This window comes from Pseudomonas sp. HPB0071 (assembly GCF_000478505.2).
In the GTDB taxonomy this organism is placed as follows: domain Bacteria; phylum Pseudomonadota; class Gammaproteobacteria; order Pseudomonadales; family Pseudomonadaceae; genus Chryseomonas; species Chryseomonas luteola.
On the sequence record NZ_KI517367.1, the window covers coordinates 2,241,335 to 2,256,212 of the forward strand.

The window sequence follows — 14,878 nt, forward strand, 5'->3', positions numbered from 1 at the left end:
TAAAAGCCGGGCTGCAAGGATGGGCACAGTAAGCGATCAGCTCATGCCCAGCCAGTTAGGCAACGCCAGCGAGATCGCCGGGATGTAAGTGATGATCAGAAGGAAGCTGATCAGCAGCATCAGCCACGGCATGGCCGCGCGGATGACGTTGGCCAGCGGCATGCCTGTCACGGCGGATGTTACGAATAGGTTCAGCCCTACCGGCGGCGTGATCAGGCCGATCTCCATGTTTACGACCATGATGATGCCCAAGTGGATCGGATCTATCCCCAACTGCATGGCAATGGGGAATAAGATCGGCGCCAGGATCAAGATGATGGCCGACGGCTCCATGAACGCACCGGCAACCAGCAGCAGGATATTGACCACCAGCAGGAACTGCCAGGGTTGCAAACCCATTTCAACCACCCAGGCGGTGATCTGCTGAGGAATCTGCTCTGTGGTCAATACATGGGCGAACAGCATGGCATTGGCAATGATGAACATCAGCATGATGCTTAGCTTGCCGGACTCCAGCAGCACCTTTGGGCAGTCGCGGAAGGTCATGTCCTTGTACACGAACAGGGCCACGAATCCGGCATAAACCGCGGCGACAGCTGCGGCTTCGGTCGGAGTGAACATGCCCGAATAGATCCCGCCGAGGATGATCACCATCAACAGCAAGCCCCAGATCGCCTTGCGTCCCGTGGTAAGAAGCTCACGCAGCGACGCACGAGGCAAGGCGGGCAGGTTCATCTTTCGGGCGACGATATAGATCGCCACCATCAACACCACGCCCAGCAGCAGACCGGGGATCACGCCGGCCATGAACAGTTTGCCCACCGACTGCTCGGTAGCCGCCGCATAGACCACCATCACAATGGACGGTGGAATCAGAATGCCCAGGGTGCCCGCATTACAAACGATTCCCGCACCAAAAGCCTGTGGGTAGCCGGAGCGGACCATGCCGGCAATGGCAATGGAACCTACCGCCGCCACCGTGGCCGGAGACGAGCCGGACAGGGCCGCAAACAGCATGCACGCCAGTACGGCCGAGATGGCCAGACCGCCGCGGATGTGGCCTACGCAGGCGTTAGCGAAATCGATCAGCCGCTTTGCCACACCGCCCGTTGTCATGAACGCGCCAGACAGCAGGAAGAACGGAATCGCCAGCAGGGTGTAATGCTCGGACGTCTCGAACAGCTTGATCGCCAGTGAACGAACCGAGTCGGGGCTGAACAGCATGATGGTGACCGAGCCGGCCAGACCCAGCGACACGGCAATCGGAACGCCGATAAACATCAGTGCAAACAGCACGACGAAGAGAAAGATGACGGTCATGGTTTCTCTCCCTCATGCTCTTTGAGTTTCAAGGCATCGGCGGCCTCGTCGGCCAGCCCAAGGCCGGTTTGCTGGTTGCGTATGATCCTGACCAGAATTTCTAGGAAGCGAATGAATACCATGGCATAGCCGAACGGCACGATCAGGGTGATATGCCATTGTTTGATCCCGAAATGGCCCAGGTCCTCTGCGCCAATGCTGGCGCCTAGCAGAGTCTGGACCCAATCGAAGCTGGCAACGGCGATGAGGCCCGCATAACCCAGGCAGCACAGACAGGCGATCAGGCCAATGATGCGCTGGACCGGCTTGCTGGCCAGCTTGACCAGTGCGTCGACACCAATATGGCCTGCCGTGCGCACGCCATAGGCCAGACCGAAAAAGATCAGCCAGGCGAACAGGGCTTTGGTCAGGGCGCTGCTCCAGGTCATGGACTGCGCCATGTCGAGGATTTTGTCACCAATGGCCAGCACCGTTTCGTTGCCGCCCAGGTAGTCGCCCAGGGTATAGAAAGGCGTATAGAAGTTATTGAGGATTACGTAGGTGAAGGTCACAAGCGTCATGGCCGCCAGGAGAAAGGCAATGAAACCTTCCTCGAAGTGGTCCCAGATACGTCGTAGGGCGCTCATCGATTGATCTCCCGCCAAGCAGGGCAGACGTGGGATGGGCCAGCCGAGGGCCGCCCATCCGTCACTGCGCAGGCGGCACTGGGCTCGCCTGCGCTACAGGGGTGTGCTTAGATCTGGTTGGACGCGTCAGCGGCCTTGATCAAGTCAGCACCGATCTCGCCTTCGAACTTCTGCCAAACCGGCTTCATGGCATCGCGCCACTTGGCCCGCTCTTCAGGCGTCAGGGTGATGATCTCGGTGGTCTTGGCATCCAGGATGCGCTGCTTGTCGCCCTGGTTCAGGGCATCAGCCTGCTTGTTCACTTCAGCCGTGACTTCCACAACGATCTTGTCCAGCTCGCTGCGCACATCGGCAGGCAGACCATTCCAGAACTTGGTATTGGTGATCAGCATGTAGTCCAGAAGACCGTGGTTGGACTCGGTGATGTACTTCTGCACTTCATACATCTTCTGGCTGTAGATGTTGGAGTAAGGGTTTTCAGCACCATTGACCACACCGGTCTGCAGGCCCTGATACACCTCGGCAAAGCTCATCTTGCGCGGGTTAGCGCGCACTGCCTTGAACTGCTCTTCAAGCACGGCAGACGCCTGGACACGGAACTTCAATCCACGGGCATCTTTGGGTTCGCGTAAAGGCTTGTTGGCAGACAGCTGCTTCAGCCCGTTATGCCAGTACCCCAGCCCGGTGATGTTCTTGTCTTCCATGGACTTGAGCAGGTTCTGCCCCGCGGGGCTCTGCTGGAAGCGGTCCACGGCGGCCATGTCATTGAACAGGAAGGGCAGGTCAAATACCTGTATCTGCTTGGTGTAATGCTCGAACTTGGCCAGTGACGGCGCAATGATCTGCACATCACCCAGCAATAGCGCTTCCATTTCCTTGCCGTCGCCGAACAGGGACGAGTTCGGATAGACCTCGACCTTTACCTTGCCGGGTAGTCGCTCTTCCGCCAGCTTCTTGAACAGAATGGCGCCTTGCCCTTTGGGTGTGTGCTCGGCTACGACATGGGAGAACTTGATTACGATGGGATCTGCAGCATTAGCCAATCCGGCAGCACCAAGCGCGAGTGCGCAGGCCAGAGCCTTGAGCGTCATCTTGAACATACCTGTATTCCTTTGTTGTGATTATTGGTGAGGCAGTGAGGGCAGCATGTATATCAGAATTCGTTAATCATTAACGACCTTAGACGGCACACGCAGAGTTCGCCTCTACAAATCATAGGGCAAGCAATATGCCGAGAAACGGTAGGGATCGCTGGTGTGCAATACCATGTCACAATGATTTCAAGACAGGCGCTCTAGAGCACCGCCTGGAAGTCTCTTGGGTACCATCGGTCTAGCCCTCTTAACGAGGCGGCAGAGCTTTTGCTAAGCGTTGGCGGTAATCCGCCACTAATGTCGCTGGTTGGCGGTTTTTCGCCACTGCTGGACTGCCTAATTGCGACATATTTTGCTCAGTTGTGTCGTAATTGGCATTTTTTGCTAACTGTTTGAGTTGAAAACCGTGCGTCGATTAAACGCAGCATTTGCGAATCAGCACTTTTAAGGGCCGATCTTTATTTCCTAGGGGTATCGCACAGCATCAGGTGAGCGCATCGTTTTTACTGTCCGGCTGAACTGGCCTACCTTGCGCGGGACTAAGCGTCCGGGCAGTAATTGACGAAAGCCGATGATCTCTGTGTTTCCCTGTTTTTTTCCGCTCGCTGCGCTGATCCGACGCGTACAGCTGTACCGTCCTTGCTGCACAATGCTGCTGGTGGTTTCCCTGCTCTTCACGTTGGGCGGCTGCGGGCAGCTCAGCCATTCCGACATCATGAACAAGGATGATTCGGCTGATGCCGGCGAGTTCTTCCAGACCAATGTGGATCGTATGGCCACGCTGGCGATGCGTGACAACCTCAACAGCCTTTATCGACTGCTGGATAAGCTGTACCGCCGCAATCCGGCCGAGTGGCGCAAGACGGGTCAGCCAACGATCGAGGCGGCAGAAAAGCTCATCCAGACGGCTATCGAGCAGAACCGTGACCTGCCTTCGCTCAATGGCCTGAGGGATATCCAGGCGCTCAGCTATGCCTTGAGTCCCGAGTTTCAGGGCGACCGGGCCGGTGCGTTCATCTATGCCATTGGCACCATGCTGATCACCGCCCACGGCGGTCGGATGGAGTTCTATATCACCGATACGATCAGCGCCGAGTTCATCAACAATGCTGCCCGCAATATCGAAAAGGCAACCTGGATGCTGGGGCAGCGCAAGGACTTGCAGGGTAAGCGTTTGCTGCTGGCCAATCAGTTGTCCAAGGATGGACGCAACCTGAGCTTTGCGGTGGAGTTTGGCAAGATTGTGGCGCGGCTCGATCTTATCAGCGAGGTGCTGGACGAGCGTTATCGGCGCCTGGGGGTGAGTTATGCACAAAGCCTGCTATTCATGAACTTCCTGCCGGTTCAGTAATGCGGCGTGGCTGCCCTGTCTATTCACAGGGCACGCTAACCAAGGACGGCAGGATCAGCGAGGTATCAGACCTTTCTCACGAATTCCGACTTGAGTTTCATCGCACCAATGCCGTCGATCTTACAATCGATATCGTGATCGCCTTCAACCAGACGAATATTCTTGACCTTGGTGCCGACCTTCACGACCAGGGATGAGCCTTTCACTTTCAAATCCTTGATGACCGTTACGGTATCGCCGTCCTGCAGCGTATTGCCTACTGAATCCTTGATGACCTTACCGCCCTCGGAGGCTTCCGCCGTTTCGGTGGCAGACCACTCGTGTCCGCACTCTGGGCAAACGAGCTGGGTGCCATCTTCATAGGTGAATTCGGAGTTGCATTGAGGGCAGGGCGGCAATGTGCTCACTGGACTTCCTTGGTGGGCGATAAAAGCCTGACATTATATAGGGTTTTATTGGCTTTCGCTGACGCTGACGCTGAACGTTAGCGGAGCGCTATAGGTAAAGTTTCTTGGGAGGCCGCCAGCGCACCATAGAGCTGTTCGATATCTGCTCGTGTATAAGCTGCATTTGGCGGGATCGGGGCTATCCAGCCTCGAGCTGAATAATTGAGTACCTTTTTCAGCTCGCCAGCCAGTTTTTGCTTAAAAAGAGGGTTACGCTGAAAATCTTCCAGCGCTTCTTCGAATAGATTGACGGTAAAACCGTAGCACTCATGGCCGTTGCGGTAACGCTCGAAGGTAAGTCGACATCGGAGGCTTGCGTAGTTCTTGCAAACATAGCCTACGCGTTGTTTGCCAGGGAGGTTATTTACAAGCGCCAATGAGTACCTGACATTTTCTTCTGTGTGACGCGCCTGCTGTTCTAGTACGAAACGCTCAGCAGGGGCACCGCGCTTGATGCAGGCATGGGCCAAGGCCTCGGCTTCGCCCTGATAACCACTCGGAATGATGACGCGGGGTTTGGTTATCTGGATGATGATGTTCGCTGCCTGTGCAATCTCATCGATATGGTGCGGGCTGCCCATGATGATCAGTGCATCGACGGGCACCAGTACGTCTGCGCCAAAGAGCTGTGTGACGAGTGCGGTAACGCTATCTGAGTGCATGGCTCGTGGCTCTAAGGTCGGTAAGCGTGCGCCAGGCAAGCACGCGAGTATGAAGGAAACTGTCTTTGACAGTCTCCTTCCAGAGCGGTCAGCTTATTTCATCAGCGCCCGGGTGCGCTCGGCCGCCTTGGTAAAGCCTTTGAGTGACAGCGGGCCGTGGGCCTCGCCGCCGGTGGCGATGGCCGCCGTTACATTAAGCGCCTTGCCCTTGCGCAGGGCCTTGAGCTGGTTGTTGTCAAAGTCCAGTGGGGCGATGCAGCCTACTGGCAGACAGGTATGGAAATCCACCGTGCGGGTGTCCTGGTCGTCTACCTGCAAGCGCACGCCTTTGGTTACGGCAACGCCAAAGGGCAATACCATGAATCCGCCCAAGCCCTCTTTTCCAGGACGCAGCTCGATGGCCAGCATGCGCTGCCCATCCTTGTTGTTGATAACCTGAGACATGGCGCAAACCTTGCCTTCTTCAGGAACGTTCCGGCAGATCACCGACCAGTCACCGTAGGTCTCTGTCGCGGTAGGCTTGCCCTGTGCATCGCCAGGCGCGGTTTGTGCCTGTACCGTAGTGGACAGGCCGGCTCCCGTCAGCAGCATGGTCGAAAAGGCCAGCGCCGGGAGAAAGCCGTTCTGTTTCATGTTTCTTCCTTGCAGTTGTGAAGAGTGATGACGTACAGCATAGGTCATTTGACCCGATTGATGCTGCCCTTATGACGACCCAGGAAGATCAGAATGCCGTCACGGCAGGCTGATGGCGAGGCTACATAATGCCTCATGGCCTCCTCTAGAGGTGGCCGCTTCCTTATCAGACGTGATTGTGAGACCTCCAATGCCCCTCTACCGTGAAGCGACACCCGATGACATCGCTGAAATTTCCAGGCTGGGGCAGCTGCTCAATGATATGCACCACCAGGCTTGGCCGCAGATCTTTGCGTCGGCCGAAGACGTGCGACGTGACGAGGCGAATTGGCGGCGCGCGATTGGGGCGGCGAATGCCACAACCTTTGTGGCGCAAGAGGACAGTGAACTGATCGGGTTCATCAGCGTTTACCTCATCAGTGAAACGCATTCCTTTTTCAATCCAATGCGTTATGCCCACGTAGGCTCGATCTGTGTGGACGAAACGCGCCGGGGAGAGGGCGTTGGCCGTACGTTGATGGTTCTAGCCGAGCAATGGGCCCAGGAGAAAGGTGCAGTGGATATGCGCCTCACCGTGTGGGCCTTCAATGAGGACGCGCAGCGGCTGTATGAGGAGCTGGGCTACGGGATACGGTCGGTTTCGATGGGAAAGCAGCTGTCGTCACGTTAGGCAGCTATGTTCTTTAGCTGGTAAATAACACATAAAATTGCAAGGAGGTGCCGATGCGTTATCGCATTGCTGGGTTGCTAGGTCTTGTCCTCTCTGTCGGTATTACCCCTACGACGTCTGCAGAGACGCCGGTGACCATATTAGGCAAGACTTTTGGTTCGCTTGATTGCCTCTCTGTGCAGGACCTAGATAAGAAATTTGCATGCAATGCGGGTGGGCTATCCAATGGCAAAGGCTGCAAAAGCCTGGCCAATCCAGCGCTACGGGAGCAATGTCACGACCAGAAGTTTATTCCTCAAGGCTATGTTTCAAGTAAACCCAAGCTTGCCATATCGCTAGACAATGCCTCTTTGCACGAGACCGTTAATGAGCAGATAACTCAACCCGTTTCATCTAGCAAGGCCATAAAGGCCATCCCTTTGATGGATGATGAGTCTGCATTGAGTGAAGTGGAGCGCATCTTGAATCTGCACACGCTCCGGTAGTCTGGCATTTTGAAATCAGCCGAACCCTCCTGCGAGGCTCCTGTCAGGACTATAGATACCTTTCTGACAGGAGATGAACATGGCGAAGCTACCTCTCAAGCCTCTCAGCCAACAGGTGATAGTGATTACCGGGGCGTCCAGCGGCATTGGGCTGGTTACAGCCCGCATGGCTGGGCGTGCCGGTGCCAAGGTCGTTGTGGCGGCGCGGAATGAAGAGGCGCTCCAGCAATTGTGCGCCGAGATTCAGCAGCAGGGCGGTCAGGCGGCCTATGTGGTGGCGGATGTTGGCAAGGAAGAGGATGTTTCCCGCATTGCTGAGCAGGCTATCGAGACGTTTGGCGATATCGATACCTGGGTCAATAACGCTGGCGTTTCCATTTTTGGCGATTGCCTGGAAGTGACCATCGAAGACATGAAGCGCATGTTCGACACTAATTTCTGGGGTGTCGTCTACGGTTCGCGTCTGGCGGCCAGTTATTTCATCAAGCGCGGCGGCCCGGGTGCGATCATTAATGTGGGCAGCTTTTTCGGTGATCGGGCAACGCCGGTCCAGTCGACCTATTCGACCAGCAAGCATGCCCTGCACGGTTGGACCGATGCCCTGCGCATGGAGCTGGAACACAAGCAGTACCCTATCTCGGTCACGCTGGTGCATCCGGCGCGAATCGATACGCCCTATAACGAGCACGCCCGTAGCTACATGCCCAACCAGCCGGCACATCGGGGCATGATCTATCCCCCGGAGGCGGTGGCCGAGGCTATTTTGTTCGCTGCGGAAAATCCCAAACGGGATATGTTCGTGGGCAGCGAGGCCAAGGTTCTGGCATGGCTGTCGGCGCTGTCGCCGCGGCTGACCGACAAGCTGATGAACAAGATCATGTACCACTCCCAGTATGCCGACCGGCCCTCCCGTAGCCGGGAAGACAATGCCTTGTACGAGCCGGGTTATGGGCTGCATGAGCGTGGTACGCACCAGGGCTGCTCGTATCGCTCGCGCAGCTATTACGTGAAAATGTCCAAACACCCGGTGGTGTCATCGGTGGCGATTGCAGGATTGGGGCTAATGGCGTTGAGGCTGATGAAGCGCTCGTAAAGTCTACCCGGCAAAGGCTCAAGGCTTTTGCCGGGTATTAAGCACCAACGCGATACCGCCCAGCACTGCCAGGGCGGTGAGCAAAAGGCGTAACGTCAGGGCTTCGCCCAACAGCAGCGCGCCGGCCAGGGCCGTCAGTACCGGTACGCTGAGCTGTACCGTAGCGGCTTGCAATGAGCCCAGCCCTCGCAGGGCGGTATACCAGAGCGCATATCCCACTCCCGAGGTAACGGCACCCGAGAGTACGGCGTAGAGCACTCCCATTAGATCCGAATGGCTATAGGCAATCGAGGCCAGGCTGATGAGCAGCGCCGGAACAGACGCCAGCAGGAAGTTGCCTGCCGTAGCGGCCAGCGGGCTGGTAACCCCTCGGCCCTTGAGGGAGTAGAGCCCCCAGGCTACGCCAGATGTCAGCATCAACAGTGCACCCGTCAACGAAGGCGCGGTCGCGCCGGGTAGGAGCAGGACGACCAGCCCACCCAGCGCAAGGAGCAGCCCTGTTGTCGCCCAACGGTTCAGCCGCTCGCCACGTAACAGCCCGAGGCTGATCATGGTGACCTGCACTGCCCCAAAGAGCAGCAGTGCACCCGTACCTGCTTCCAGGTGCGTATAGGCAAAGGAAAAGGCCGCCGCATAGATAAAGAGATAGATTGCCGAAGGCCAGTTGCCGGCCGGTTTGCCGTTCTGCTGGCGTAGTAGAAGCCACAGCACGAGTGCGCCTGAAAAAATGCGTAGCGTTGTAAAACTGGCCGGGTCGATTTCAGCGTGCTTGAGCGCCAGACGGCAAAGCAGGGAGTTGCCCGCAAAGGCCAGCATGGCCAGCGCGGTGAAAGTCAGTGTGCGTATTGTTGTAGGCATGCGTGTTCTGCATCAGAAGACGTGCCTAGAGTGTAGGCTGAATTGGCAGGTGTGAAAGCGGATTGCGCGATTAAGGTTTGAGCAGTAGCGGAGCAGCCTGAGCTGCCCCGCCTCAGCATCAGGCCTGTGCCGCCTTCAGTGTCGCCATGTCGATGACGAAGCGGTATTTCACGTCGCCCTTGATCATGCGTTCGTAGGCGTCGTTGATGTTGCGGATATCCAGCATCTCGATATCGCAGGTAATGCCATGCTCGGCGCAGAAATCCAGTACTTCCTGGGTTTCCGCCATTCCGCCAATGAGCGAGCCGGCAATGACGCGGCGCTTCATGACCAGGTTGCCTGCATGAAGGGCGGGCTCGATAGGTTCGATCAGGCCGACCAGGATATGCACACCGTCAAAGCGTAGGGTTTCGAGGTAGGGATTCAAATCATGCTGCACCGGAATGGTGTCGAGCAGGAAGTCGAAACGACCGGCTGCGGCCTTCATCTGGGCCTCGTCGGTAGAAATGATTACATGGTTTGCGCCCTGACGCTTGGCCTCGTCCACCTTGGTTAGCGAGCGGGTAAATACGGTGACTTCCGCGCCCATGGCCTTGGCGAACTTGATGCCCATGTGGCCCAGGCCGCCCATGCCCAGTACGCCTACCTTGTCACCCGCCTTTACACCGTAGTGCTTGAGCGGCGAATAAGTGGTGATACCGGCGCACAAGATAGGTGCTGCGGAAGCCAGATCCAGCTTTTCAGGAATGCTCACAACGAAGCGATCGCTGACCACGATGCTGTCGGAGTAGCCACCCATGGTATTGCTGCCATCCACGCGATCCGGGGAAGCGTAGGTCATGGTAGGACCTTCCAGGCAATACTGCTCAAGATCCTTCTGGCATGCTTCGCAATGACGGCAGGAGTCGACCATACAGCCTACGCCAACCAGATCGCCCACCTTGTAGCGGCTGACATCAGCGCCCACAGCGGTCACCTTGCCTACGATTTCGTGGCCGGGCATCAGCGGATACACCGCAATTCCCCATTCGTTACGGGCCTGATGGATATCGGAGTGGCACACACCACAGTACAGGATCTCAATGGCTACATCGTCGTTGCGCGTAGCACGGCGCACAAAGGTGTGCGGGACAAGAGGGGTGGTAGGCGACAGGGCGGCATAGCCGAATGCTTTGGTCATATAGAGCCTCACAAGACAAAAGATAGCGCTTCGAATCTGGCGACTGCCTGGCATAGGCAACGCACATCACCGTTGGGCGATGGCAGGCGCCGCATCAGACTCATCGAAAAGGGGGGAGGCCTATTGTGAGGAATCGGTGAGGACAGGTCATGACGATTCCTCCTGAGCTTATGCCTATTTCTCCAGCATGTAGGTGTTATAGGCTCTTTACCTTTCTGTTTTTGCGATTATAGTAATGCCTTTTTCTCTTGCCGATGCCGTTTCCATGCAGCTGACCCGCCATCTCGATGCCAATGCCACCCTGGTTTCCCTGATCCAGCCACTTGCCACGCGCGAAGGGTTTTTGCCAACGCCTATGGAGCAGGTTCGAATCGTGACGGCGCGCAGCAATGTGTCGCGATCGCCTCAGATCTACGAGCCCAGCCTGATGGTGGTGGCGCAAGGCAGCAAGCTGGCCTATCTCGGCGAGCGAACCCTGGAATACGGTGCCGGCCATTACCTCGTCCAGGCGCTGCCCGTGCCGTTCGAGTGTGAGACGTTCGCAACACCTGAGGCCCCCTTACTGGGAGTGTCCATTGGCATTGACCGAAGCGTATTGGGCGAGCTGGTGCTGGCGATGGGACCGGAAGAGGTTCAGCCGGCCCGTGTGCAGACGCCAGAGTCCATGGTGTCTTCCCCACTCGACACCGCCATGCGGGAGGCGGTGGAGCGACTGCTGCGGTGCCTGCACGATCCGCTGGAATGCCGGATCTTGGGCGCGATGCGCCTGCGCGAGGTCTTGTTCGTGGCGTTGCGAGGGCCGCAGGGCGGGGCACTGAAGGCACTGGTCGAGCAGCGGGGGCAGTTTGCCCGGATCGCGGCCTCGTTGACATATCTGCATCACCACTACGCCGAGCCGCTGAACGTCGATCAGCTGGCCCGCTGCGCCAACATGAGCACGTCGGCGTTTCATGAGCACTTCAAACGCAGCACCCTGGTGTCACCTGTGCAGTACCTGAAGCGGCTGCGGCTGATCAAGGCACAGCAACTGCTCGTGGCTCAGCGGTTCAACGTCTCCCAGGTAGCGCTCCAGGTTGGCTACCAGAGTGCGTCCCAGTTCAGCCGCGAGTACAAACGTTACTTCGACCACAGTCCGGCGGCCGAGCGCCATGAGCATCCATCTGCCGAGGCCGCCTCGTAAGGCGTGTCAGCTGACGGGGCGGCGAGCGGTAAACAGCGCCACCTTGCCTTCTACAGTGATATCCACCTGCTCAAAATGAGCGCTTAAAGCGCTTTTCAATCCTGGCACGTCGTCGTGACGGTTGGAAAAGATGCCCTTGCGGTTATAGACATTCATCAGTGTGCGTCCGAACCCGTTATGCCCGGCTCGGTCGCCCAGGATGGTTGCTCCAAACAAGACGCCCTCAGACTTCAGGTGTGGCTTCAGGTTGGCAAAAACGTGCGCCTTGTCAGTCAGGGTGCCTGGAAGGCAATGCAACAGATAGAAAAGTGAGATGGAATCGAACTGAGCGGGCACAGGCCAGGGCTGCATGACGTCATGCCGCACGGTTCGTGTCGACACGCGGCTCACCCTGCGCTTGGCAGCAGCAAGGCTGCTGGTATTGAGGTCCATCAGCGTGATATCAGCGGTGTCTGGCAGATCTGCCTTTGCCAGATAAAAGCCGGTCCCCACGCCAACGTCCAGATGCTGCGTACCGACATGGCGATTGAAAAACGGTAATAAGACGTTCCGTGTGCTGCATTGCCAGGCAAAGCGGTTGGAAATTCCCAGCACCCAGACGTCATACAGGGCCAGGGTCAAGGGAGAATAGACTGCAGCGCCAGACTCTGTATCGATGCTCATCGGTACGGCTCGCCTTGAAGGAGAGCCTGAGCCTAGCCGCGGTCTGGCAGAACGACAACTCCAGCTATTCGGCAGCGGAACCTGGTTCCGTTTCGTTTGTGATGGGGCCTGTCGTGTGGTTGACCGACCCGTTTTCCAGCAAACGCTCTGGTAGCGCCGTCTGTACCTACCAGGTGCCGGCCCCTGTCGATTCAGGCAGCGTCAACTCGCCCTTGTCCTTGAACCGTACTGTTCCCAAAAGACCCCCTGCCAGCTTGCCGTGGATGGTATAGGGCACGCTTTTGGTAGGGGTATGCTCGGCAAAGCCCCAGAACTGGCGTACAGCCGAGAAAGCCGAGACGGTAACCGGAACGGTCAGTACCGTCTCGCCATACCGAGGTACGCTGCCACTCTGGCTGCTGACACCGCTGGCTAGCGGCTGGCCGTTGATATCCATGTCCAGCGCCAGGCCGTTGTAGTCGATGGCTGTATCGTTTGGGTTCTGCACACGCAGCTTCACATTGAAGCGCATTTCCAGCCCTTGTCCTGGCAGCGGTTCGATGCCTGCCACGGCAATTCGCAACGGATCCCGCTGGCCCAAGGTGCTACAGGCTGCAAGACCCAGTAGAAACAAGGCGCCGATCAGCAGGCGAGCGCAAGTGCGGTAGGCAGATAACAACATGAAAAGGCTCCGGTCGGCGGTGGATCACGATACAAGTGGGACCGGTCATTGGTCGCTTCTACTCCTCGCTCACAGGGCGATATCGCAAAAGCGTGAACCAGCAAGCCTCGAGCCTTTGTGCAGACTTGAGGCGTGCCGGGCTAAAGGGCAGCCGGTAAAGCGTTCTGACGGGCACGAAGGTTTTGCGCCACGCAAGCACCGATTACGAGTATGACCAGAATGGCGCCCAGGATGGCGGAGGAGCCGACCGTACCAAAACCCAGGCCACCCTTGTCATGCGCCTTGGTCAGGAAGTCACCCAGCGTGGCGCCAAACGGACGGGTCAGGATGAACGCCATCCAGAACAGCAGAACGGTCGAGAGGCGTGTGAACAAGTGGGCCAGTACGATCACGCCGATAATGCTGCCGATCAGCAGCGCGCCGCCCGCAAAGCCCAGGCCCGAGTCGTCCGCCAGATAATCACCCAGGGCGGTACCCAGCGTGTTAGAGAACAGAATCGTAACCCAGTAGAACAGCTCGGCTTTGAAGGTATGGATCCTGTCGACCGAGAACGATGTACCGCTCAGGCGCCACAGCACGAAAATTGCGATTAGGATCGTGATCAGCACGGCCGAGCCGGTGGCGTAGCCCAGGTCCAGGGTTCGATCCATAAAGTCGGACATGGTCGTGCCTGCCGTGCTGGTCGACAGGATCACCGCCCAATACAGCGGGGGGATGTAGCGTTTGACTGATAGCTGAGCAACCAAGGTGACCACAAACGCACTGATCAGAATCAGCGAACTCAAGGCATAGCCTACATCCAGGGTCATCGACAGCAGGTCACCGGCCGTCTCGCCCAATGTCGTGGCGCAGATTTTCATGACCCAGAATGCAAGGGTGATCTGTGGAAGTTTGTTCATTGTTGTTCCCTGCTCAAGGGCTTGATGGGGGAGAGAAAGCTGAGCGCATGGATGGCACTTCAGAGGCCCTAAGGTGCAGGGGAGCAGGTCAAAAATCGGTCAAAAGCACATCAACGATTCGTGTAACAGAATATTTCGATGTCAACTCAGTCGTATTCTGCCGGTTCATGCTCGCCGAGCAGACGTCGCTGTCGGGGCGTACAGGCATCCAGCACCGCCGGATTGAACTGCCAGGCGAGGTAAGGTGAGAACTTCTGAGCCACCATGCGCCGACCATAATGAATCTGGAGAAGATAGCGGGTCCGGTCACGGGTGCGGTTGCGGCTGCCGGCATGCCACAGCTCGCTGCGCAGAAACAGCACGTCGCCCGGCTGGCAGAGCACCGGCTGCGCCCCCCGGCCTTGCCAGTTTGTCTCGCCTTCCAATGGTTTACGACCTGCGCGGTGGCTGCCTGGAATGACCAGCGTCGGGCACAGATCCTCGGTGATCTCATCCAGATAGACCTGGGCGGTACAGATCTGCATGGGCAGTTCAAATGTCGGGTCTGCCAGCAGGGAGCGGGGCAGTGTCATCGCCAAGTAATCCACGTGCAGGTCTGCGCCGATAAAGCCAGGATGGCAGCGCCAGGCTGTCTGCCCAATGATATGGCAATCTTCGCCTAGGGACGCTTCGGCCAGTTCGATCACGCCGGGCAGATCCAGGTAAGGCAGCCATACGGGATCGCGATTGAAAACGCATTTGTAATGGTCAACGAGACCGGTGTAGTCCCAGTGGATGGGCTCCAGCTGATCAATGGCCGCGCGGATCTCATCGACCAGAGCAGGACTCAGCACGCCATGCAGCAAGACGAAACCCTGTTCGTGCATGGCCTGCTGGCGATGATCAGTAGCCGTATGGGTAGGAAGCGGATTCATGGCGATGTTTCATGGACGATGCTTCATTAGAACCTGCCACGTGGCTCGGGTTGCACCTGGAGGCAATGCTTCATGGTGTCGCAGGCCTGTTGAATAAGTCATATATGCGACATTTTTGTGACTGATTCCTCGCTAGAGCCAGG

General features: G+C 57.4%; 17 protein-coding genes. 5 read left to right on the plus strand and 12 right to left on the minus strand.

The window, feature by feature from the left end; all coding sequences use genetic code 11:
• Positions 1–36: 36 nt before the first annotated feature.
• The 3 genes from dctM to dctP all read right to left on the minus strand — a co-directional run bounded on the left by dctM (position 37) and on the right by dctP (position 3,046).
• Positions 37–1,320 (minus strand): C4-dicarboxylate TRAP transporter large permease protein DctM, encoded by a 1,284-nt coding sequence (gene dctM, locus HMPREF1487_RS10585; protein WP_010796641.1) that lies wholly within the window; start codon positions 1,318–1,320, stop codon positions 37–39.
• Positions 1,317–1,946, minus strand: a complete 630-nt coding sequence (locus tag HMPREF1487_RS10590) for a TRAP transporter small permease (protein ID WP_010796642.1) — start codon at positions 1,944–1,946, stop codon at positions 1,317–1,319. Before HMPREF1487_RS10590 ends, dctM begins: the two co-directional genes overlap by 4 nt.
• Before the next feature lie 107 nt (positions 1,947–2,053).
• Entirely contained in the window at positions 2,054–3,046 is a 993-nt protein-coding gene (gene dctP, locus HMPREF1487_RS10595; protein WP_010796643.1) for a C4-dicarboxylate TRAP substrate-binding protein DctP, read from the minus strand.
• Positions 3,047–3,611: 565 nt separating this feature from the next.
• On the opposite strand from dctP, the gene HMPREF1487_RS10600 reads away from it, so the two are divergent.
• Positions 3,612–4,391, plus strand: coding sequence for a hypothetical protein (locus tag HMPREF1487_RS10600; protein ID WP_083603127.1), 780 nt, complete (start codon positions 3,612–3,614; stop codon positions 4,389–4,391).
• Positions 4,392–4,456: 65 nt separating this feature from the next.
• Here the strand turns inward: HMPREF1487_RS10600 and HMPREF1487_RS10605 are convergent, their stop codons facing one another.
• The 3 genes from HMPREF1487_RS10605 to HMPREF1487_RS10615 all read right to left on the minus strand — a co-directional run bounded on the left by HMPREF1487_RS10605 (position 4,457) and on the right by HMPREF1487_RS10615 (position 6,132).
• Positions 4,457–4,798, minus strand: a complete 342-nt coding sequence (locus HMPREF1487_RS10605; RefSeq protein ID WP_010796645.1) for a zinc ribbon domain-containing protein YjdM — start codon at positions 4,796–4,798, stop codon at positions 4,457–4,459.
• Positions 4,799–4,875: 77 nt separating this feature from the next.
• A complete protein-coding gene (locus tag HMPREF1487_RS10610) occupies positions 4,876–5,499 on the minus strand; it encodes a YdcF family protein (protein WP_010796646.1) in 624 nt (207 codons plus the stop codon).
• A gap of 93 nt (positions 5,500–5,592) precedes the next feature.
• Positions 5,593–6,132: an invasion associated locus B family protein gene (locus tag HMPREF1487_RS10615; protein ID WP_010796647.1), complete on the minus strand. Its 540-nt coding sequence runs from the start codon at positions 6,130–6,132 to the stop codon at positions 5,593–5,595.
• Positions 6,133–6,322: 190 nt separating this feature from the next.
• On the opposite strand from HMPREF1487_RS10615, the gene HMPREF1487_RS10620 reads away from it, so the two are divergent.
• From HMPREF1487_RS10620 to HMPREF1487_RS10630, 3 genes are all read left to right on the plus strand, one after another.
• On the plus strand, positions 6,323–6,802 hold the full coding sequence (locus tag HMPREF1487_RS10620; RefSeq protein ID WP_010796648.1) for a GNAT family N-acetyltransferase: 480 nt from the start codon (positions 6,323–6,325) through the stop codon (positions 6,800–6,802).
• Between the two features lie 53 nt (positions 6,803–6,855).
• Positions 6,856–7,287, plus strand: coding sequence for a hypothetical protein (locus HMPREF1487_RS26305; RefSeq protein WP_010796649.1), 432 nt, complete (start codon positions 6,856–6,858; stop codon positions 7,285–7,287).
• Positions 7,288–7,366: 79 nt separating this feature from the next.
• Positions 7,367–8,380 carry an SDR family oxidoreductase gene (locus HMPREF1487_RS10630; RefSeq protein ID WP_010796650.1) on the plus strand — a complete coding sequence of 338 codons (1,014 nt, stop codon included), beginning with the start codon at positions 7,367–7,369 and terminating at the stop codon, positions 8,378–8,380.
• A gap of 18 nt (positions 8,381–8,398) precedes the next feature.
• Here the strand turns inward: HMPREF1487_RS10630 and HMPREF1487_RS10635 are convergent, their stop codons facing one another.
• Together HMPREF1487_RS10635 and HMPREF1487_RS10640 are read right to left on the minus strand one after the other, a co-directional pair.
• Positions 8,399–9,238 carry a DMT family transporter gene (locus tag HMPREF1487_RS10635; protein ID WP_010796651.1) on the minus strand — a complete coding sequence of 280 codons (840 nt, stop codon included), beginning with the start codon at positions 9,236–9,238 and terminating at the stop codon, positions 8,399–8,401.
• A gap of 118 nt (positions 9,239–9,356) precedes the next feature.
• On the minus strand, positions 9,357–10,418 hold the full coding sequence (locus tag HMPREF1487_RS10640) for an NAD(P)-dependent alcohol dehydrogenase (RefSeq protein ID WP_010796652.1): 1,062 nt from the start codon (positions 10,416–10,418) through the stop codon (positions 9,357–9,359).
• Between the two features lie 265 nt (positions 10,419–10,683).
• Here HMPREF1487_RS10640 and HMPREF1487_RS10645 point away from each other — a divergent pair, with 265 nt between their 5' ends.
• Positions 10,684–11,598: an AraC family transcriptional regulator gene (locus HMPREF1487_RS10645; RefSeq protein ID WP_037030697.1), complete on the plus strand. Its 915-nt coding sequence runs from the start codon at positions 10,684–10,686 to the stop codon at positions 11,596–11,598.
• A gap of 6 nt (positions 11,599–11,604) precedes the next feature.
• On the opposite strand, the gene HMPREF1487_RS10650 is transcribed toward HMPREF1487_RS10645, so the two are convergent.
• The 4 genes from HMPREF1487_RS10650 to HMPREF1487_RS10665 all read right to left on the minus strand — a co-directional run bounded on the left by HMPREF1487_RS10650 (position 11,605) and on the right by HMPREF1487_RS10665 (position 14,735).
• Positions 11,605–12,261 (minus strand): class I SAM-dependent methyltransferase, encoded by a 657-nt coding sequence (locus HMPREF1487_RS10650; RefSeq protein WP_010796654.1) that lies wholly within the window; start codon positions 12,259–12,261, stop codon positions 11,605–11,607.
• Positions 12,262–12,427: 166 nt separating this feature from the next.
• Positions 12,428–12,922 carry an LEA/WHy family protein gene (locus HMPREF1487_RS10655; protein ID WP_010796655.1) on the minus strand — a complete coding sequence of 165 codons (495 nt, stop codon included), beginning with the start codon at positions 12,920–12,922 and terminating at the stop codon, positions 12,428–12,430.
• Between the two features lie 140 nt (positions 12,923–13,062).
• A complete protein-coding gene (locus tag HMPREF1487_RS10660) occupies positions 13,063–13,821 on the minus strand; it encodes a COG4705 family protein (protein ID WP_010796656.1) in 759 nt (252 codons plus the stop codon).
• A gap of 146 nt (positions 13,822–13,967) precedes the next feature.
• A complete protein-coding gene (locus HMPREF1487_RS10665) occupies positions 13,968–14,735 on the minus strand; it encodes a phytanoyl-CoA dioxygenase family protein (protein ID WP_010796657.1) in 768 nt (255 codons plus the stop codon).
• Between the last annotated feature and the right edge of the window lie 143 nt (positions 14,736–14,878).

Coding starts and splice junctions, on each gene's coding strand:
- dctM (WP_010796641.1), bottom strand. CDS start 1,320: ATGACCGTCATCTTTCTCTTCGTCGTGCTGTTTGCACTGATGTTTATC.
- HMPREF1487_RS10590 (WP_010796642.1), bottom strand. CDS start 1,946: ATGAGCGCCCTACGACGTATCTGGGACCACTTCGAGGAAGGTTTCATT.
- dctP (WP_010796643.1), bottom strand. CDS start 3,046: ATGTTCAAGATGACGCTCAAGGCTCTGGCCTGCGCACTCGCGCTTGGT.
- HMPREF1487_RS10600 (WP_083603127.1), top strand. CDS start 3,612: ATGATCTCTGTGTTTCCCTGTTTTTTTCCGCTCGCTGCGCTGATCCGA.
- HMPREF1487_RS10610 (WP_010796646.1), bottom strand. CDS start 5,499: ATGCACTCAGATAGCGTTACCGCACTCGTCACACAGCTCTTTGGCGCA.
- HMPREF1487_RS10615 (WP_010796647.1), bottom strand. CDS start 6,132: ATGAAACAGAACGGCTTTCTCCCGGCGCTGGCCTTTTCGACCATGCTG.
- HMPREF1487_RS10620 (WP_010796648.1), top strand. CDS start 6,323: ATGCCCCTCTACCGTGAAGCGACACCCGATGACATCGCTGAAATTTCC.
- HMPREF1487_RS26305 (WP_010796649.1), top strand. CDS start 6,856: ATGCGTTATCGCATTGCTGGGTTGCTAGGTCTTGTCCTCTCTGTCGGT.
- HMPREF1487_RS10630 (WP_010796650.1), top strand. CDS start 7,367: ATGGCGAAGCTACCTCTCAAGCCTCTCAGCCAACAGGTGATAGTGATT.
- HMPREF1487_RS10635 (WP_010796651.1), bottom strand. CDS start 9,238: ATGCCTACAACAATACGCACACTGACTTTCACCGCGCTGGCCATGCTG.
- HMPREF1487_RS10640 (WP_010796652.1), bottom strand. CDS start 10,418: ATGACCAAAGCATTCGGCTATGCCGCCCTGTCGCCTACCACCCCTCTT.
- HMPREF1487_RS10645 (WP_037030697.1), top strand. CDS start 10,684: ATGCAGCTGACCCGCCATCTCGATGCCAATGCCACCCTGGTTTCCCTG.
- HMPREF1487_RS10650 (WP_010796654.1), bottom strand. CDS start 12,261: ATGAGCATCGATACAGAGTCTGGCGCTGCAGTCTATTCTCCCTTGACC.
- HMPREF1487_RS10655 (WP_010796655.1), bottom strand. CDS start 12,922: ATGTTGTTATCTGCCTACCGCACTTGCGCTCGCCTGCTGATCGGCGCC.
- HMPREF1487_RS10660 (WP_010796656.1), bottom strand. CDS start 13,821: ATGAACAAACTTCCACAGATCACCCTTGCATTCTGGGTCATGAAAATC.
- HMPREF1487_RS10665 (WP_010796657.1), bottom strand. CDS start 14,735: ATGAATCCGCTTCCTACCCATACGGCTACTGATCATCGCCAGCAGGCC.